The 17,838-nt window shown below is 64.5% G+C and carries 15 protein-coding genes; 5 read left to right on the top strand and 10 right to left on the bottom strand.

The genetic code is table 11. The features are described 5' to 3' along the window. Positions 1–2: 2 nt before the first annotated feature. The 3 genes from LZC95_53015 to LZC95_53005 are packed head-to-tail and all read right to left on the bottom strand — an operon-like array spanning position 3 to position 3,072. Complete coding sequence (locus tag LZC95_53015) at positions 3–581, bottom strand: Uma2 family endonuclease (protein ID WXA95132.1); 579 nt, start codon at positions 579–581, stop codon at positions 3–5. Between the two features lie 5 nt (positions 582–586). Further along, positions 587–2,386, bottom strand: coding sequence for an ATP-binding protein (locus LZC95_53010; GenBank protein WXA95131.1), 1,800 nt, complete (start codon positions 2,384–2,386; stop codon positions 587–589). Then, on the bottom strand, positions 2,383–3,072 hold the full coding sequence (locus LZC95_53005) for a response regulator transcription factor (protein WXA95130.1): 690 nt from the start codon (positions 3,070–3,072) through the stop codon (positions 2,383–2,385). Before LZC95_53005 ends, LZC95_53010 begins: the two co-directional genes overlap by 4 nt. 158 nt (positions 3,073–3,230) lie before the next feature. Here LZC95_53005 and LZC95_53000 point away from each other — a divergent pair, with 158 nt between their 5' ends. Then, the gene (locus LZC95_53000; GenBank protein WXA95129.1) at positions 3,231–3,737 is read left to right on the top strand and encodes a hypothetical protein; all 507 of its coding nucleotides are present in this window, start codon (positions 3,231–3,233) and stop codon (positions 3,735–3,737) included. A 138-nt stretch (positions 3,738–3,875) separates the two neighbouring features. On the opposite strand, the gene LZC95_52995 is transcribed toward LZC95_53000, so the two are convergent. Together LZC95_52995 and LZC95_52990 are read right to left on the bottom strand one after the other, a co-directional pair. Beyond that, positions 3,876–4,499 (bottom strand): TetR/AcrR family transcriptional regulator, encoded by a 624-nt coding sequence (locus tag LZC95_52995; protein ID WXA95128.1) that lies wholly within the window; start codon positions 4,497–4,499, stop codon positions 3,876–3,878. A 14-nt stretch (positions 4,500–4,513) separates the two neighbouring features. Continuing rightward, entirely contained in the window at positions 4,514–5,284 is a 771-nt protein-coding gene (locus LZC95_52990; protein ID WXA95127.1) for a hypothetical protein, read from the bottom strand. 24 nt (positions 5,285–5,308) lie between these two features. Between LZC95_52990 and LZC95_52985 the strand changes: the two genes are divergently transcribed. The 4 genes from LZC95_52985 to proB are packed head-to-tail and all read left to right on the top strand — an operon-like array spanning position 5,309 to position 8,680. Next, a complete protein-coding gene (locus LZC95_52985; protein WXA95126.1) occupies positions 5,309–6,187 on the top strand; it encodes a hypothetical protein in 879 nt (292 codons plus the stop codon). A 39-nt stretch (positions 6,188–6,226) separates the two neighbouring features. Further along, positions 6,227–6,937, top strand: coding sequence for a Uma2 family endonuclease (locus LZC95_52980; GenBank protein ID WXA95125.1), 711 nt, complete (start codon positions 6,227–6,229; stop codon positions 6,935–6,937). Between the two features lie 17 nt (positions 6,938–6,954). Continuing rightward, entirely contained in the window at positions 6,955–7,599 is a 645-nt protein-coding gene (locus tag LZC95_52975; GenBank protein ID WXA95124.1) for a hypothetical protein, read from the top strand. Further along, on the top strand, positions 7,592–8,680 hold the full coding sequence (gene proB / locus LZC95_52970) for a glutamate 5-kinase (GenBank protein ID WXA95123.1): 1,089 nt from the start codon (positions 7,592–7,594) through the stop codon (positions 8,678–8,680). Before LZC95_52975 ends, proB begins: the two co-directional genes overlap by 8 nt. Here proB and LZC95_52965 read toward each other — a convergent pair whose 3' ends face one another. The 5 genes from LZC95_52965 to LZC95_52945 form a co-directional block, all read right to left on the bottom strand. Then, a complete protein-coding gene (locus LZC95_52965) occupies positions 8,681–10,810 on the bottom strand; it encodes a M13 family metallopeptidase (protein WXA95122.1) in 2,130 nt (709 codons plus the stop codon). Between the two features lie 34 nt (positions 10,811–10,844). Beyond that, positions 10,845–13,925 carry a hypothetical protein gene (locus tag LZC95_52960; protein ID WXA95121.1) on the bottom strand — a complete coding sequence of 1,027 codons (3,081 nt, stop codon included), beginning with the start codon at positions 13,923–13,925 and terminating at the stop codon, positions 10,845–10,847. Positions 13,926–13,934: 9 nt separating this feature from the next. Continuing rightward, positions 13,935–14,843, bottom strand: a complete 909-nt coding sequence (locus LZC95_52955) for a HEAT repeat domain-containing protein (protein ID WXA95120.1) — start codon at positions 14,841–14,843, stop codon at positions 13,935–13,937. Positions 14,844–14,852: 9 nt separating this feature from the next. After that, a complete protein-coding gene (locus tag LZC95_52950) occupies positions 14,853–17,132 on the bottom strand; it encodes a hypothetical protein (protein WXA95119.1) in 2,280 nt (759 codons plus the stop codon). 94 nt (positions 17,133–17,226) lie between these two features. Beyond that, the gene (locus LZC95_52945; GenBank protein ID WXA95118.1) at positions 17,227–17,778 is read right to left on the bottom strand and encodes a hypothetical protein; all 552 of its coding nucleotides are present in this window, start codon (positions 17,776–17,778) and stop codon (positions 17,227–17,229) included. Between the last annotated feature and the right edge of the window lie 60 nt (positions 17,779–17,838).

Below are 17,838 nucleotides of genomic sequence, written 5' to 3'. Positions count from 1 at the left end.
GGTTAGTCGGCGCCTTCGAAGAGCAAATCGATCTCGATTTCTACTTCTTCGAAAGGTTCGGCCCGTACTTTTTTGCCGCGGCCCGCAGTGAGCGCGACGAAATAGCCTTCTGTTGCGTAGCGATACACCGTGAGCGTTCGATGTTGCGGATCGAGGATCCAATAATGGGGAACGCCCGCACGGTGGTCACCGAATAGCTTGTCGCCGAGGTCTCGCTCCGCATTCGACTTGGACAGAACTTCCGCGCTCCAGTCGGGGCGTACGCGGACCGGTCTTCCAGGAGGCATCTTCGGAACGCGGTCCTTGCGCCAGCCCGCAACGTCGGGGCGGTACACCTCGTGCGTCTCGAGCTCGATGTCCACTTCGGATCCGAACCACCATCCGCCGGGGCCGTCCCCCCGGCCCCACTGATACGGTCCCACCAGAAAGGCGCTGATCGAGGTTTGAGCAAGCCCGTGATCCCAGGTCGGTGCCGCTTTTTGCACGACCTCCCCACCGACGATCTCGAGCCGGTCCTCCTCGGGCCGGTCCGCGATGTCCGCCCACGTCGCCCCGTGAGTTCGCCGTACCGCCCCGCTCATGCGGCTTATCTTACCGCAACGTGGTTCTGCGCGCCCCAATTGGAGGCCCGGAGCTGCACCGTGAAGGTGGAGCCCTTGCCAATCTGGCTCTCCACGGAGATTTTCCCGCCGAGGGCCTCGGTCAGATGTTTCACGATGGAGAGGCCCAGGCCGGTGCCTCCGAGTTCGCGCGAGCGGCTCGCGTCGACGCGGTAAAAGCGCTCGAAAAGTCGCGGCAGGTGCTTCTCGCTGATGCCGGGGCCCGTATCCTCCACGGCAATGCGAACCATCTCGCCCTTCGTCTCCGCGCAAAGCGTGACGGAGGAGCCCGCAGGGCAGTATTTGACCGCGTTCTCCACCAGGTTCGAGAGGATTTGTTCCAATGCGCGCTGATCCGTTTCCAACGCCGGAACCGGATTGGCAATACGCATTTCCAATCGAATCTGTTTGCGCTCGGCGCGCTCGCGGAAAAGCCCTACGACGATGTGGAACACGCTCGTAATGTCGATTCGCTCGCGCTTGATGCGAAATTCCTTGGATTCGATGCGCGATAGCTCCAGCAAATCCTCGATGAGGCTTTGAAGGCGCTGCGCGTTGCGCTCGATCATGTCGATGAAGCGCACCGCCGCATTCGGATCGGATACCGCCCCGCGCAACGTCTCCGCCGCCGAGCGGACCGCGGCCACCGGCGTGCGCAACTCGTGCGAGACGTTGGCCACGAAATCGCGCCGCAGCGACTCGAGCCGGCGCAGATCCGTCACGTCCACGATGACCGCGATCATGCCTTCGTCGCCCTCGTCGTGAAGCGCGGTTGCGCCCACGAGAAGACGCCGCGGCTTGATGCCCGGCAGCTCGAGCTCACCCGACGACTGCCCATCGGCGCGCGCCATCTCCAGCAGCATGTGCAGCTCGGCGTGGCGCACCACCTCGAGCAGCATTTTGCCGACGGCATCGGCCGGCAGAAGCAGCATCTCGCGCAGCGCGTGGTTCATGGTCACCACACGAGCCTCGGCGTCGAGAACGAGGACGCCCTCGTGCATGCCCTCCAGAATACGCCGCTGCAGATCGCGCTCGGTCCGCAGCTCGGCCAGCGTATTTTCCAGGCTTCCCGCGAGCTGATCGAGCGCGTGCCCCAGCTCCGCGAGCTCGTCGGAGCCGGAGATGTGCGTGCGCACGTCGAGATCGCCCGACTTCATGCGCCGCGCGGTCTCGGTGAGGCTTCGCACCACGGCGGACATCCGCTGCGCAGCGGCGCTGGAGAGAAACACCGCGAGGGCCAGCGCGATGACGAAGGCGAAAAGCACGATGCGGTGCACCGCACCGATGGCCTCGTCCACCATGCGCAGCGGCTTGGCCACGCGTGCGACCCCCGCCTCGCGCCCATCGCGCGCGAAGAATGGAACCGCGGCGTACATCATGCGCTCGCGCACCGTGGCGCTGAGGCGTGTGCTGCGCCCGTGACCATTGGCGAGCGCGGTGGCCACTTCTTCACGCGTGGCGTGGTTTTCCAGGGTGGAGATCTTCGCAGCGTCCACCTCGGAATCGCCGAGAACGCGACCATCGCTCGCCACCAAGGTCACGCGGCCATCGGCCACGCTGCCGAATCGGTCTGCGAGGTGATCCCATGCTTCGAGGTCGCCCTCGGGAATCGGGGCATTGCTCGCCTCCAACGCGACCAGCTTCGCGCGGACGAACAGGTCCTGCTCGATGTCGTTGGTGAGGTACCGATCGATGGCATGCGTGAGGTACGCATCCCCAATCGTCACGGAAATGGCAATGACGGCAAACGAAGCGAGAAATAGCTTGAGGCGAACCCCTAGCCTCAATGCTCCGCTTCGGGGAACTCGGAGAACCGGTATCCCACGCCCCGCACGGTTTCGATGTACTGTCCGGCGTCGCCCAACTTCTCGCGCAGGCGCTTCACGTGCGTGTCCACCGTGCGCGACATGATCTCGGCCTCGATGCCCCACACGTCGCTGAGCAGCACCGACCGAGTTTGAACTCGATTCTTGCGATCGAAGAGCGCCACCAGCAGCTTGAACTCGAGTGCGGTGAGCGTGACCTCTTCTTCGCCGACCCACACGCGGTGTGCGTGGCGATCGATGCGCAGCACGCCGAAGTGGCTATGCGGCACCGTCGCCGTGTCGGTGCGACGGAGGACGGCTTGCACACGCAAGAGAAGCTCCCGCACGCTGAACGGCTTGGTCACGTAGTCGTCGACGCCGAGCTCGAAGCCGAGCACGCGATCGATCTCTTCGGACTTGGCTGTGACCATGATGACCCGCACGTCCTGCGTCGCGGGGGTCTTCTTCAACGTCTTGCAAACCTCGATGCCCGACACGTCGGGGAGCATCAAATCGAGCAAGACCAGATCGGGCGGGGTGGAACGCACCGAGCGCAGGCCTTCGGCGCCTGTCGCTGCAACCTCCACGGAATGCCCCGCTTGAGCAAGGTTGTACTCGAGGATGTCGCGCAAATCGGCTTCGTCTTCGACGACTAGAACACGGGCCATAGGGTTGACCTCGAGTACATACGGGAGGCGTCGGTCTGGCGCCGGCTTTGTGACAGTTGCGTGACAGCCGTCACGATAAGACCTTTCCGCACACCAAGCGAGCTCCTGAGCGAGGGGTGGATCTTCGCCGTGCCGTCTTCGTAGAATGAAAAAAACCGATGCACCATCGTCGATTGCTTCCCCTTCTCTTGTTCCTTGTCATCAACGGCTGCGGTGGAGCTCGATCCAGCGAGGCGCCAGCCCCGATGTCGGCGGCTCCTCCCGAACCGGAGCCCACCACCCTGGAGGAAGCGCAAGCGCAGTTGGAGCGCGCGAAAGTTCAGCTCGGTGCCACCAACGCACCATCGGCCGATGCGGCCGGGGCCAGCGCGCCACGCGCACCGGCGGCCCCGCCACAGCAGCCGCAAGCCGAGCGCGCTCCGGCCCCCGCCCCGCCCCCCGCGCCAGCCTCGAAGTCGATGGAGTCGAAGAGCGCCGTCCAACAATACCGGGCCGAGGAAGCCGTATCCGACCCATGCGCCGATTCGTGCCGCGCACTCGCCTCGATGCGCCGCGCGGTGGCCGCCATTTGCCGCATCGCCGGCAACGCCGACGCACGCTGCACCGACGCCAAGGCCACCCTCGCGAGCAGCGAACAACGCGTCTCGACGTGCCGCTGTCCTTAGAGCCAATGCCGTTCAATTAGCGAATGTTCTTTCCCGTACACGTTCCCGTTCCCGTTCCCGTACACGAAAGCCCGAGAAGAAGATCGGGAAGGGGAACGGGAACGTGTACGTGTACGGGTTAGCTGCACGGCATTAGCTCTAGTCCGGCAGGAGCCGCATCGATAAATAGCGGACGTAGCGTTCGCGCGCGGAGGCTGTGGGCAATTGGTCCGGGGCGATGCGGGCCATTTGGAGAAGGCCCAGGTGCGCCGAATAGGCGAGGAGCGCGGCGGAGCGGGCGTCGGCGGGGGTGAGGCCACTGCGGCGGTAAATATCGACGAGGTACTCGAGCCGGCGCGATGCGACGCGCGCCACCACGGGGGCTACCGCGGGGTTTTCGGCGGCAGAGAGAATGGCCAGCTCGATGGGCGCGTACGTCTCGTTCTCCGAGAACACGGTCATGAACAGCTGCTGCAGCCGATCGCGCGGGCGCTCCAAGGCCTCGAGCCGCTCGATGATGGCGTGCGTGCAAATCTCCTCCCACCGCTCGAGCGCAGCGCGCAGCAAGGCGAGTCGATCTTCGAAGTGCCAGTAAAAGCTTCCCTTGGTGACGCCCAGGGTGCGCGCCACCTCGTCGATGGTCACCCCCGCAAGGCCGCTCTTGCCGATGGCCCAGAGTGCCGCATCCGCCCAATCGCGCGGCGATAGCGCGCGGCTTTCGGGACGGCCGGAACGGCGGTTCGGGGCTTGTAGCGGGGCGGGGGCTCGTGCACGTCGCGGCATGGTATCGAGTGGCGCTATGGCTTGGGCGGAACGAGTTCGGCGCCCGGGGCGTCGAAGGTGCCCGACGTATCGCCCGATGTCACCACGTAGTCTTTGCCATGAAGGTCGATGACGTCGACGATGACCTCGACGGAAACATTGCCCGGCTCGTACGTGCGCAATCCGAGGTCGAATCCAATCATCGCGGGAATCGTTTTCGGAATCAGCGGCGAGATCACTGGATCGAAAACGCTGGAGCGGTTCTGCAGATTGAAGATGCGGTTCAGGATCCCGTTCACGTTGGCGTTGGCCGGCGGCGCTGCAACCACGGCCTGCGCGGTGGCGAGATCCGTGGCCAACTCGACGGTGTCATCGGGGGTGATGATGCCCTCCACCCGCGATTTCGGCCCCACGATGAAGAACTTGTCGAAGCCGCTGAAGTCGGGGGTGACCTGCTCCTCGTTGACCACCTGGATGCCCGGCTTGTAGCGAACGAACTCGTTCCACGGATCGACGAGGAGTTCCACGCTGTGCTTTTGGTCGTCGAGATTCGATATCGTAAATCGAACTTCGATTTGCAGGTCGCCGGCCACGATGCCGGGCGTCCTTCGTATGGGCAGACGAACCGGCGTGCCGACTTGGTAGATGCGCGCTTCGCCGTCGTCGTACAAGGGCGGAAGCTCACGGGTCATTCCGACGACCACGGGCTCCACGACGATGTGATCATTGCTGGCGCACGCCCCTGCGCCCAACGCCCACAAGAGAGACGACGCGCCGAACAAGAGAAACGGGGCCCTCGGATTCACGATGGGCTATGGTAAGCGATCGACATGCCAGGGAACCAGCCGCCGCTCCTGGAAGCGAAAAATCTCCGCCTCGACGAAGACGGCGCGCCGCAGGTGGATGGGCTATCGCTGGCCACGCAGGGAAATCACGTGGTGATTCTCGGCGCGCCGCGCGCTTTGTTCGAGGCGGCAGCCGGAATGCGCAGCCCCGCCCGCGGGGAGCTGTCCTTGTATGGCACGCCCTGCGCGGACGCGCTGGCATCGCGGCATGTGGCCGGCGCCCCCCTCGATCCGGCGCTTCCCCCCAAGTGGACCGTGCGCCGTTACGTGGAGTGGAGCGCTCGCCTCGTGGGGCATTCGCGTTCCGACGCGCGGGCGCACGCGAGCGAGGCGTTGCAGGCGCTGGAGCTCACGGCGCTGGCCAACGCGCCGCTCGGGCCCGCGCCGATTGCTGCCCGCCGAGCCACGGTGCTGGCCGCGGCCCTGGCCACGAAGGCGCACGTTCTCGCGTTCGAGGATCCCACATTGGGATTGCCCGAGGCTGGCTATCGCGCATTGAGCCACATTCTGGCGCGCGCGCTGCATTCGCGCCCGTGGTTGCTCTTCGCCGCACGCGCCCCACTCGACACGCCGCTTTGCCTCGAGGCCGACGACGCGGTGGTGCTCCTGGGTTCGCGCGTGGTGGCCCAAGGCATTCCTTCCGAGCTCGCCGCACGCGAGCGCACCTATGCCGTGCGCGTAGCCGGCGACGTTCCCACCTTCGCAAGCCTGGTTATGGCCCGCGGCGCACGCGTAGAAGCCTCCGGCTCCGAGCTCACCTTGGAACTAGGCGATTCTCTAGGCACACGCGATCTCCTCGAGCTCGCGAACCAATCCCGCTCCGTCATCGTCGAACTCCGCCCCCTCGCCCGCGCCTTTGCATAGGGCTCGACGCAACGTAGAGGCACGCGTACACTTTTGTACATGAGCCAGTCGGCTGTACCGAGACTGCGTGACCTGCCGCCCGTGCGCTACGTGCGCGACCCCGAACCGGTGCATTTTCCGGAGGAGGAAGAAGTGCCCGAAGGCTACGTCCACCTGCTCTTGCGTACGTTTCTCTTCGAACTGCTGCAGTTCGTTCTGGGTGAATCGAATTCGGTCAATTCGGATCAGTTCGTTTACTGGAACGCGCGTTCGCCAAAACGTTGCCTCTCGCCGGATGTCTTCGTCCGCATGAACACACCGCAATCGGCCGTAGGTTCCTGGAAGACCTGGGAGCGGGGTGGCCCGCCGGATCTGGCGGTGGAGATCATCAGCCCGAACGAGGGGGACGGGATCGAGTGGGAGGAGAAGCTTCTGCGGTACCACGAGCTCGGGGTTCGTGAGCTCATACGGTTCGACCCAGAGGATCCCCCCGGGGCGCGCCTTCGAGCATGGGATCGCATCAAGGAAGATCTCGTGGAACGCCAGGTGGAGGGGGAAACCACGCATTGCGCGACCCTCCGTCTCACGTGGGCGGTGCGTCCCATCAAAAAATGGCCCGTGGCTCTGCGCCTTCTCGATGCCGACGGAAATCTCGTGCTGAACGAAGCCGAAACCGAAGCCCGCGCACGCGAAGCCGAGACGCGCGCACGCGAAGCTGCGGAGGCGCGGGTGCGGGAACTCGAAGAGGAGCTACGACGACGGGGCGGCTGAAGTGGTAACGTAGGGGCATGGACCCGCTCTCGAAAGACAAGGAAGCTCCGGTGCGCCTCGTGGAAAAAGATCCGCTCGGGGCTGGGCGAATTGGCGTGTACACCGCCATCGGGGGGAGCATTGGCTTGGTGCCGCTGCCGTGGGTTCCCGATTCGATTGCGCGGCGCGTGCGCGGGGCGCTCGTGCAGGACGTGGCCGCCCGCCACGGATTGTCCATCACACCGGAGGCACGCGCGGCCCTGGCGGAGCCCGACGGGCCGGATGGCTCGCGCGGGATCTTTGCGCAGGCGATGAAGTTCGCCACGCAGAAGTTCCTCGTTCGGTTCATGCCGCTCGGCTTCTTGCCACCGCTCCGTTCGGCAGCCACCACGTTCGCCCTGGGGCACCTGTTCCATCGCTATTTGCAGAATGCACGCAATGATGTCTCCATCCGCATCGACGTCGATGAAGCGCGGCGGGTGCGGCGGGCCATCGATGCGTCGGTCTTTGCGGCCTTGCGCATCGAGGTGCCCGAGGGGGCAACCCGCAAGATTGCGCCGGAAGACCTGCGCGACGACATCACGCAATTCGTCGACGGCCTGATCATCGGCGCGGCGAGCCTCCCCGATTTGATCGTGCGCAGGCTCGATGCCGCGTTCGACGAATGCCTCAAACATGGCTGACCGCGATTTCATCAAACAAGCGAGACGTGTCGTCATCAAGCTGGGATCCAGCACGCTCGCGGGCGATCCTTCGGTTTATTCACGCCTCGTCGAGGCGGTCCACACGGCCCGCGAGGGCGGGCGCGGCGTGTTGCTCGTCTCGAGCGGAGCGATTGCGCTGGGCACGCGCAAGCTGGGTTTCCGCACCCGGCCGAAAGAGATGGCCAAGCTCCAGGCCGCGGCCGCCGCAGGCCAGAGTTTGCTCATGCGCTCCTACGAGGAGGCCTTCGCCGCCCGCGACATCGCGGTAGCCCAAGTGCTGCTCACGCATGCCGACCTCGCGGATCGCGTACGCGGAAACAATGCGCGTGCGGCGCTGGGGGCATTGCTCGAGGCGGGTGCGGTGCCCATCCTGAACGAGAACGATTCGGTCAGCGTGGAGGAGATCAAGTTCGGCGACAACGACCAGCTCGCCGCAATGGTCACCTCGCTCGTCTCGGCGGATCTCTTGTTGCTTCTCTCGGACGTCGACGGATTGCTCGACGAGGCGGGGCAGCGCATCTCGCGGGTCGAGGATGTCGCGGACGCCATGCGCTACGTGCGCAAGTCGACCGCGGGCGTGGGCACGGGCGGCATGGGCAGCAAACTGCAGGCGGCCCGCCTCGCCACCTTGGCCGGTGCGGACGTGGTGATCGCCGACGCACGCCGCCCCCAGATCATCGAAGACGTTCTCTCCGGCGCCGACGTCGGCACGCACTTCATGGCCTCGGCCTCGCGCCTGAGCGCGAAAAAGCACTGGATCGCCTTCACCCTCCGCCCGCGCGGCGACATCGTGCTCGATCCGGGTGCAGCCACCGCCGTCCGCACGCGCGGCAAAAGCGTGCTCTCCATCGGCGTCCTCGGCATCCGCGGCGACTTCCGCTCCGGCGACGCCGTGCGCATCCTCGAGCACGACGGCACCGAGATCGGCCGTGCCCTCGTGCGCTGCGCCGCCGAAGACGCCGTCGTCGTCGCCGGCAAAGCCCAAGACGAACTTCCCGAGGCCCGCGCCGCACTCGCCGAACTGATTCACCGCGACGACATGGTCATTTGGAAAACGTAGTCACCAAATCTCGCAGCGTTTGTCCCCCGTGCGGACCATGGAACTGCCCTCTTGGCAGGAGAACGCACGGGCGAACTCGGTGAAGTTCGACAGCGGTCCATTGACGCGGAACTTGGACGGCGCGTGCGGGTTCGTGGTCACTTGGAGGCGCAGCATCTCCGGCCGGATGTTGCCGCACCAACTCTGCGCGTAGGACAGGAAGAACTCCTGTTCTACCGTGTAGGGATGTGTCCCTTTGGGGACCTCCTTTCCCTTTTTCATATTTTGGAATGCCGTATACGCCAGCTTGATCCCGCCGAGATCGGCAATGTTCTCACCCAAGGTCAGCTTGCCGTTCACGTGCAGATCGTCGACGGCCACGTACCCGTCGAACTGCGAAACGACGCACGCCGCACGCCGATCGAACTCCTTGCCCACGTTCGGTGACCACCACTCTTTCAAATTGCCCGAGGCGTCGAACTCGCGGCCTTCGTCATCGAAACCGTGGGTCAGCTCGTGCCCCATCACCATGCCAATGGCGCCGTAATTCAGTGCCGGAACGGCGTTGGATGCAAAAAACGGATACGCGAGAATGCCCGCGGGAAAGACCATTTCGTTCAGCGATGGATCGTAATACGCGTTTACCTCGGGCGGCGTCATCTGCCACTCCTTCTTGTCCACCGGCTTTCCGATTTTGGAGAGCTGGCGCTTCACCTCGAAGGCCCGCGCGCGCAACGCATTGTCGAAATACGAATCACGCTTGACCTCGAGCCCATCGTAATTGCGCCACACGTCGGGATAGGCAATCTTGTTGTTGATCGCCATCAGCTTTTCCAGCGCCTTCTTGCGCGTCGGATCGTCCATCCAGGCGAGCCCCTCCAGGCTGCCCTTCATGGCCGTTTCGATGCCGCCAATGAGCTCGAGCGCCTCCGTCTTTCCTTTCGCGCCCAGACGCGTCTTCACGAAGGGCTGCGCAAGCGCCTCCCCCATGGCACCGTCCACGGCGCGCACGCAGCGCTTCCATCGCGGAAGAAGCTTGGGCGCGCCGGTGAGGGCGCTGCGAAACTTGAAGTCCTCGTCGACGAAGCGCGCCGGCAACATCGCCGCATTGTCATGCAGAATGTGCCATTTCAAATACGTGCGCCAATCGGCCAGGGTCTTCCCGCCCGCACGCAACCCCTTGGAGACTCGGCCCACGGCTTTGAAAAACTCGGGCTGGGCCACGTTGATGGCGGTCACGTTGGGAAAGCCGACGGCCTTCAAATAGGTATCCCACGCGAAATCCGGAGCAAGCTTCTTCAGCCCGGCGAGCTCCAGGCGATGGTAAACCTTGTGCGGATCGCGAAGGTCCACCTTGGTCATCGAGGCCTTGGCCAGCTCGCTCTCCAGCCGCAAAACCGTTTTGGCGCCCGCTTTGGCCGCCTCCGGCGTCTCCCCCGAAAGACGCAACATCTCGGCAATGTGCGCCTCGTACTTATCGCGAATGCCTTTGCTCTTCGGGTCGTCCTTCAAATAGTAATCGCGGTCGGGCATGCCCAGACCACCCTGCTGCACGGTGCCGATGACCTGCGTGGCGTCGGCGAAATCTTGCTCCGACGTAAAAGCAAAGAGCGCCCGCTGCCCCGTTCCGTGGAGCTCGGCGATCACTTGGGCGAACGTGTTCGCGTCCTTCACCTGGCCCGCCTTGGCGAGCTGCAACGTGAGCGGCTTGTCGCCCGCGGTCTCGATGCCCTTTTCGTCCATGCATGCGGCGTAATAGTCGCCGAGCGGTTTCGAATACGCTTCGTCCGCAGGCGGGCTCTGGCCATCTCGCTCGAGGATCTCGCGCAGAAGCTTCTCGTTGTTCTCGAAGATCACGTCGAAGCTGCGCTCCCAGCGCGCTTGGTCGTCCGGGATCTTCGTCTCCTTCATCCAGCGCCCACAGGCGAACTGGTAAAAGTCGTCGCAAGGCTTGACGCTGTCGTCGATGGCCTTCGGGTCGATGGACACGAGTTCCGAAGTCGCTGCACCGGCGTCGATCGGCGCAGGCGTGACACCGACGGGTTGCACCGGAGGCGGCGTCTCCGCCTCGCCGCCACCGCATGCCACCGCCAGGGCCACACCGGAAACGCTCGCCGAAAAGGTCAGAAGAGGCAAAGGAGACAGACGCATGCCCCTATGTCGCATCCTTTTTTTCGCAGTGCAATTACGGTCCTTCGACGCGGCCACGCGACGAAGGCGGCAGGTTCAAATCGACCGGCGGCGCGGTGCGCGACACGGTATCTGACGCTTGTGTAAGGATGTCCGGCTGCACCACGACGTCGAGCGGACGACCGCTCACCGAGCCGTGGCAACCTCCGCAGAGGCCGTCGAAGAAGCCGCGCTTGAACGATTGATGCGCATATTCGCCCGGCGCGAACACCATGCTTTCGCGCTGCATGCGCGGGTACGGATGCGCACGCGACGCCGCCGTCTCCGGCAGCTTGAACGCGATGGGCAAACCGCCCGGCACCCGAAAATGCGCCGAGCCATCGGAGCCGAGCGGCACCGAGCCGAGAAGCCGCCGCTTCACGAAGACCTGGCCAAACGCATCCTTCGCGACGTTTGCCCCGCCCGCACCGAAGCTGGTCATGTCCAGCGGCGGCGGCAACTCTTCGAAAATTTCGACGCCGTTCAATCCATCTTCGAGGCTGCGTCCAGTCGGCGTATTTTGAAATAGCAGCGAGGCCAGAAGCGGCATATCCAACACATGGATATCGGCTTCCGCTTTGCCTGGCAGAATGCTGGTAAACCCATTGGGCTCGTCCACCGCCGAGGCGAAGAGGCCGCGCGAAACGCGGCCGAACACCGCCACCGCGTCGACCTCGGCCACGCCCGCATCGCCGAACAACTTCCGCTTGGCACCCGTCGCCGGATCGAGTTCGTACACGTCGTAGTCACCGCCGAAGGTCGCCGCATCCGACGCCGATCCGTAGCTGACCAGCATCTTCCCATTCGGCAGCGCCGACGGCGATGTGAACACGGCGCTGGTGGGCACATTTCCGTGTGCGTTCACGCTCGGATCGACGAAGCCCAGCGAGCGCAAAAAGAACGAGGGCTCGGGCGAGGCCGGCGCCGCCGGGTCGAGAACCGAGGCATCGATGGGGTAATCGGCCGCGTTCGGGCTGGTAAAATCAACGCCGATCGAGCGATTGAACACGCCCAAGGCTCCGCCGCCGTGGGTCGCCGCCGGGTCGCTGAAGATGGCCGCAAAGTTCTTGTCGGCAAGCTCCACGACCTGCGTGGCCTCGCGGTAGCCAATACTCCCGCGCTGCGCGAACAAAGGATGGTAATCGCCACCGTCGAGGTTGATGCGCCGGAGCGCCAATTGATAAAAATCCGCCGCTCGCTTTTCGGCGGTGAACACGATGCGGCCGTCCTGCATGAAACTGGGATACCGCTCGAGGTTCAAATGGTACGTCAATTGGCGAATTTGCCCGTCCGGTGCGAAGTCGTACAAATTCGCATTGGGCTTCGCGGGATTGGCCGGTGTGCGCTGCGGGCCGCTGTAATCGTAGGCAGTACCATTCAAATTACCGCGCGTGGACGCGAAGACGAGGTGCATGGCCCCGGCGCCATCCGGCGGGCTGTAGGCTGGGTCGAAATTGTGAATCAAAAGCCCATTCTGGCTCGAGGGACCACCGTTGATGGCCGCATGCTTCCGGCACGCGCTCCCGTCGGCGTTCATCTCGTAGATCTGCAGCGGCTCATTGGCCGAGCTTCGCGCGGCAAAGGCAATGCGCTTTCCATCCCACGACACCGCCGGCCGGCGAATGTCCGCCGTGGCCCGGGTCAAGCCGCAACCCGCACCAAGCGCGGTATCGCCGGACACGGCCAGCTCGCCTGCCGCATTCAGGCTGGCCTTGGCCAGGTGAATCTCCGCACCGGGCGCGTACACGTCGAAGTCTTGCGGCCGATCCGGCCCGGGGGCTGGCGTGCGCTGCACGTAGACGATGCCCTCGAGCGGCGCCGGGGCCCGCGCCGCACGCTCGCGGCGATGCCACTCGCGCACCATGCAATAGGCGGGAACCTTGTCGATGGGATCCGTATCGTATTGGTATTTGCCATCCTCGCACGCCTGGCCCGATGCCTGCGCTGATTGGAAATCCTCGAAGAGCGGGCCACCTCGGTGGGCGATGCCCGGCGAGCCAAAAATGACGTCGCGCCGGTACAGATTCTTGCGCACCAAACGACTCGCCTGGACGTCTTCGCTCTCCAGCGCCAGCTGCGCCAGCGAAAAGTCGTAATTGCGACGTGTGGCCACGAAGGAGAAACTCCCGCCCGAGCCACCGCGAAGACGATAATCGTGAAACTGCGCCGCCGAGTGGCACGAGAGCATCATGCAGCCTTTTTTCACCAACACCGGCTGCACGCGGTGGGCGAAAAAAGCGAAATTTGGATCGATGGTGCCAAAGTCCGGCGGCCCATGTTCGCGCGCCCAATCGAGGAGCGCCGTGTAATCCGAGTTGGATGCGCTCTGAAAAATGACGCCGCCCTCATGGAACGAGCCACCTTGCGATGGAGCCAGCGGGCGACGCGCCAGCTCGCTCTGTTCCGGTGTCTGCGCCAGGTATTGCGAGGCGGCGAAGTAATTCCAGCGCACCTGCTCGGGGCTGTCGCCGCACGTCAGATAAAGATCGTTCGCGGTGGTTCCATGGCAGTTGCCCGCCGCACAATTGCGCCGCACGGTGGGGTTGACGCGATCGCGAAAGGTCGCGAAATCGGCCCGTGCGGGATCGGCCGCCGGGTCGAAGTTCGCAGCCCCCGGCACGAACGAGGAACACGGAAGACGCACGGCCGAGGCCGGGGCGGGCCCGGTGTTGTTGCGCGTGGCTCCATTTTGAATCCAGCGGCGCAAGGTTTGGTACGCGCCCGCGGTCGGATCCAAAATAGGCCCTCCCGCGTGCTTGATGTCCGTCGTCACCACGGTGCGCTGGCCATCGAACGAGCGCACCTCGACCTGGAAATCGGGGATGTTCTTCACCAGGAACGACGCCTGCCCGTACGGCCCGTAGTCGGCGAGCAGGTCACGCCGGCGATTGACGCCGTCGAAACTCGACACATCCAAATTGCCGAACGCATTCCCCTTCGACGTGGCCACGTGGCATCCGGCCCCGGTGTTCGTGCGCACGCACGACGTCGTCAGAATGGGCGAGATGGTCCGATCGAAATACGACGACTCCGCAGGATCTTCCTTGGAACATCCCGCCGCGAGCAGCGCGATCGCTAAAGCCGTTACCGTGCGCACGATCGCAGATTACAACCGCCGGAGCGCGATGCGGGCCTGATCGCGCACGAAGGTGCTCGAATCGTTCGCCACGATTTCCTCGAGCACGGGCCGCGCCGCCGCATCGTGGAAGGTGCCCAGCGCGTGGCACGCCGAAAGGCGCACCTCCGGATCGGGGTCCGACTTGGCCAGCACGAGGACGCTGGCCAGGCTCTCCTTGGCCTGCAAGGTGTCCAGCACTTGCACCGCATGGCGGCGCACGAGCGCATCCGCATCGGTGGTGAGCTTGGCCACCGCCGCCGTACCCGTCCATCCATTGATGCGCGGGGCCGCGCCGAGCACCGCGATTTTCACGCGCGCATCGCCATCGCCCAGCGCCTTGGCCAGCGCTCCACCCGCATCGTCGTGAAGGCGCCCCAGCGCCCCCGCCGCCGCTGCGCGCACCTCCGGATCCGAATCACCGGAGAGCGCCGCACCGCACGCGGCGATGCCCGGCTTGGCCAAAAATTCGCCCAGGGCCTCGGCGGCGTAGGCGCGCCGTTTCGGATCGGCATCGCCCTGGAGCGTCTTCACGGTCTGCTCGTACACCTCGCCTGGGCCGAACACCCCGAAAATGCGCCGCCGCAGCCACCACGCGGCAATTTCGCGCGTCTCCGGGTTCCGATCGTAAAGCAGCGGCGCGACGGACGAAATGCACTCGAGGCACTCCACCTTTTCGCCATGCTCCAAGGTCTCCCAGATGGCCGCCGGCGAGCCCGAGGAGACGATGCTCTTGATGCGCTCGGGCGACGACAGAAACTCGATTTGGTCGGGCGGAATGTTCCCATACACCGTCGCCGCATTGGCTGCGCCCGGCGAGGCGTCGCTGCGTGCATCGCGCCCGTTCATCAACGCTGCGCAGGCGATGAAGGCTCCCAACATGGCCGCGGTGATCTTCATCGTCATCCCCTAGTACTTGGTGCCCGGCGCGACCGGGTTCCCCGAGGTGAAAGGTACGAATCCCGTGTTTTGCCGCGCGAAGTATTGCCCGCCGAGATCCATGCTCAAGATGAGCACCCGGCGCTCTTCGTCGGTGAGCGTGGTGCCCTTGTCCTCCGGGTGCAGCGGCGTCGGCCACGCGGTCGAGCCGTCCTTGGCCTTCACGTTGATCTTCGCAATCAGCTGGGACTCGCGGGCGCTGCCGGGAACGCCCCACATTTTCGGCACTTGCCCTTTCACGGTGACGCGCCCCATCTCCATGGCCGAAGGATAGAAAATGGACACGTACGACGCATTCCACTCCTTCACCTGCTGATCGTAATACGCGGTAATCTTGGTATCGCTCAAATCCAAGACCGGTATCTTGTACGGCGTCGTCTGGCCCGTCCCCGGATCGGTTCGCGATACTTCGTAATACGTCGTGGTCGAAGCATTGTGGCAGCTCGCGCACTTGGCGCTCAGAATCTGCTGCACGTACGGCTTCGACGCCGTCTCGTTCTTGTCCCAAGGGAGCTCGTACCGGTCGCCCACCGCTTGCACGAAGTTCAGCGCCTGGCGCTGCTCGGCAATGGTCGGGTTCTGCCCATAGCGCGGAACGCCCTGCCCCGTGCGGCTCTCGTGGCATCCCACGCAGCGTCGGTCCTCGCCGGGGACGCCCTGGATCCAGAGGCCCTGCGAGCGAATCGACATACCGAATTTGTCGATCGGCTGCACGTGCACGGGAATGTACGGCGGCACGTTCGCGAGCCAGCTGCCATCTTGGTACACGGGCGCCTCGCCCAGCACCGCCGCGCCCTCGTGCATGGTGAGCCCGAACATGGTCACGCCTTTGGCCGCCTCGCTCGAGAATCCCTCGATGATGCGCACCGCCACGGCGTCCTTCAGCGCCGCCCGCAGCGGCGTATCTTTGAATTGCCCGCCGGTGACCTTGTCCTCCAGGCTCGTTTGCGTCACGTCGATCGAGCCGATGCGAACGGGCAACGATGTGTCCTGCCGCCCCGCCAAATCGCCAATCACCGGAGGCTCCGCCCGCGCCACCACCGGCACCGCGCCGAGGTCCCACGTGGCCCGGTCATTGTACAAAAGCTGATTTCGGCCCGACGCAGCATCGTAAAGATAGATACCGAAATCCGGCGGCGTCTCCGATTGCTCGGACAGATCGTTCACCGGACCATCGGCCCAGGATACGAGGAATCGCCCGTCGGGCAGCACGGCGGGTTCGCGGTAACGCCCCGCCGGCGAGGGCGTGCTCATCGTGGGAACGTCCGGCGTGAGAACCGTGTAGGTTACATGTTCCTCGTCGAGGCACGCGTGGCCCGCTTGGTTGGCCTTCGCATCGAGGCACACGGGATCGGCCTGGTTGCGCGCGTCGATTTTGACCAACGAACCGGCGTGAATCGTACGGTTTCGCGTGGTGGCCACGCCGATCATCACGTTCGGCTGGTACTCGCGGACATTGATGAGCGAATTGGCCGGCTTTCCGTGCTCGCCTGCAATGGCAATCATGTTCGTGCCATCCGGATTCGCCGTGAAAAGCTTCACGTCGTTCACCGCGCCCAAATGCTCCCAGCGCGAATATCCCAATTTGCCGTCGTGGCGCAGGAACGGCGAAACCGTGTGCGACAGGTTCTGCGAAAAGAGCCTCCGGTCGGCATCGCCGCCGTCCACGGAAATGGTGGCCAGCTGCGTCACCACGCGGGCATGTTCGTACTCGTCCGAGCGCGTTCCCATTTCCGTGTACATCTGATTGGTCACGAAGGCGATGCGCCGGCCAGGCAGATAAATGGGATTGATATCGTCGTAATCGCCCGCGGTAAGTTGATGAACTTCGTAATTCTCCCCTTCGGAGAGCTGCGCCGTATAAAGATGATACCGATCGTTCTTGTCCTTCTTCATCGAGAAGACGGCCTGGCGCGCGTCGAACGAAACATCGACCCCATTGAGGTCGGCCTGCGGGAAGGCGGCGGTGAGGTTCACCAGCTTGCCGTCCGCGCGCGGCGGCGTGAGAAGGGCGAGGCTGCCCCCGGGCTCGTAGCGCTCGTAGTCGATGACCTGGCCGTTGCCGCCCGAGACGTTGATGCGCACGCCCTGCCCGTCCACGACGGTGTGCACGCGCTTCATGAAGACGATGGCGCCAACGCCGGTGTCCGACTTCGAATCGCTGGTCGACGTGCAGCCGCTCGTCCCCAATGGGGAAAGGCCGGCGGCCAGCGCAAAAATGGCGAAGAGTCCTAAGCGGGGGGAGGCCATGCGTTTCCGAATTTATCGCGGAGCATGCTTCGGGCCAACCAGACGCCCCTGCCTTTTGCGCCCATTTTCCCGCGAAACCGGGGGGCGGCCGGCGTCATTTGGGGGCTGCACCCCCAAACGGGATGTGCGCGCCCCGCACCAGCCGGCCCTCGGCGGTCACGAGGATGAGGTCGAGGCTCTTGGCCGCATCCACATCGGCAATTTCGGCGTACATCGTAACGTCGTGATGGCCCGAGAGCGGCGAGATCGAGCCGTCGTTGTGGTTCAAACGCTGCCCCTTCTCCTCCAGGACGAGGCCGGGCGTGCTGTCGCCATGGCTCGAATAGAGGCCCGAGCCCTCGGGGAACTTGTCCGATCCGGTCAACGTATCCCATTGGCCAACGGGCTTGTTGTTCGCATCGTTCGCAAGAAGCACGACGCCGATGGCGGGGCCGTCGAGGCCGACGTCGAATACGGCGTCAGGGACACCGTTCGGGTCGAGCGAACCATCGCTGCCGCCCACCTTGTCGACCTTGAAGGCGTCCGGCGCCAGCACGAACCGCGTGACGCGCGTGGTGCCGTCACCACCCGGTGAAGCGGCGGGCTTTCCGCCTCCGCATGCCACCAACGTGGCCATCGAATATGCGAGTACGAGGACCGATCTCATGCAAAGGCCAGCCTAAAGCAAGCCGCGATGGGACGTAAGTTCGAAGCGAGTGGCGCTCGA

The organism is Sorangiineae bacterium MSr12523 (genome assembly GCA_037157775.1).
In the GTDB taxonomy this organism is placed as follows: domain Bacteria; phylum Myxococcota_A; class Polyangia; order Polyangiales; family Polyangiaceae; genus Pendulispora; species Pendulispora brunnea.
Note: the sequence above shows the minus strand (reverse complement) of the source record. Positions and strands in the feature narration are given on the sequence as shown.

What these genes read in the sequence shown, in the direction of transcription:
- LZC95_53015 (WXA95132.1), bottom strand. Translation starts at nt 581, where the DNA reads ATGAGCGGGGCGGTACGGCGAACTCACGGGGCGACGTGGGCGGACATC.
- LZC95_53005 (WXA95130.1), bottom strand. Translation starts at nt 3,072, where the DNA reads ATGGCCCGTGTTCTAGTCGTCGAAGACGAAGCCGATTTGCGCGACATC.
- LZC95_53000 (WXA95129.1), top strand. Translation starts at nt 3,231, where the DNA reads ATGCACCATCGTCGATTGCTTCCCCTTCTCTTGTTCCTTGTCATCAAC.
- LZC95_52995 (WXA95128.1), bottom strand. Translation starts at nt 4,499, where the DNA reads ATGCCGCGACGTGCACGAGCCCCCGCCCCGCTACAAGCCCCGAACCGC.
- LZC95_52985 (WXA95126.1), top strand. Translation starts at nt 5,309, where the DNA reads ATGCCAGGGAACCAGCCGCCGCTCCTGGAAGCGAAAAATCTCCGCCTC.
- LZC95_52980 (WXA95125.1), top strand. Translation starts at nt 6,227, where the DNA reads ATGAGCCAGTCGGCTGTACCGAGACTGCGTGACCTGCCGCCCGTGCGC.
- LZC95_52975 (WXA95124.1), top strand. Translation starts at nt 6,955, where the DNA reads ATGGACCCGCTCTCGAAAGACAAGGAAGCTCCGGTGCGCCTCGTGGAA.
- proB (WXA95123.1), top strand. Translation starts at nt 7,592, where the DNA reads ATGGCTGACCGCGATTTCATCAAACAAGCGAGACGTGTCGTCATCAAG.
- LZC95_52965 (WXA95122.1), bottom strand. Translation starts at nt 10,810, where the DNA reads ATGCGTCTGTCTCCTTTGCCTCTTCTGACCTTTTCGGCGAGCGTTTCC.
- LZC95_52955 (WXA95120.1), bottom strand. Translation starts at nt 14,843, where the DNA reads ATGAAGATCACCGCGGCCATGTTGGGAGCCTTCATCGCCTGCGCAGCG.
- LZC95_52950 (WXA95119.1), bottom strand. Translation starts at nt 17,132, where the DNA reads ATGGCCTCCCCCCGCTTAGGACTCTTCGCCATTTTTGCGCTGGCCGCC.
- LZC95_52945 (WXA95118.1), bottom strand. Translation starts at nt 17,778, where the DNA reads ATGAGATCGGTCCTCGTACTCGCATATTCGATGGCCACGTTGGTGGCA.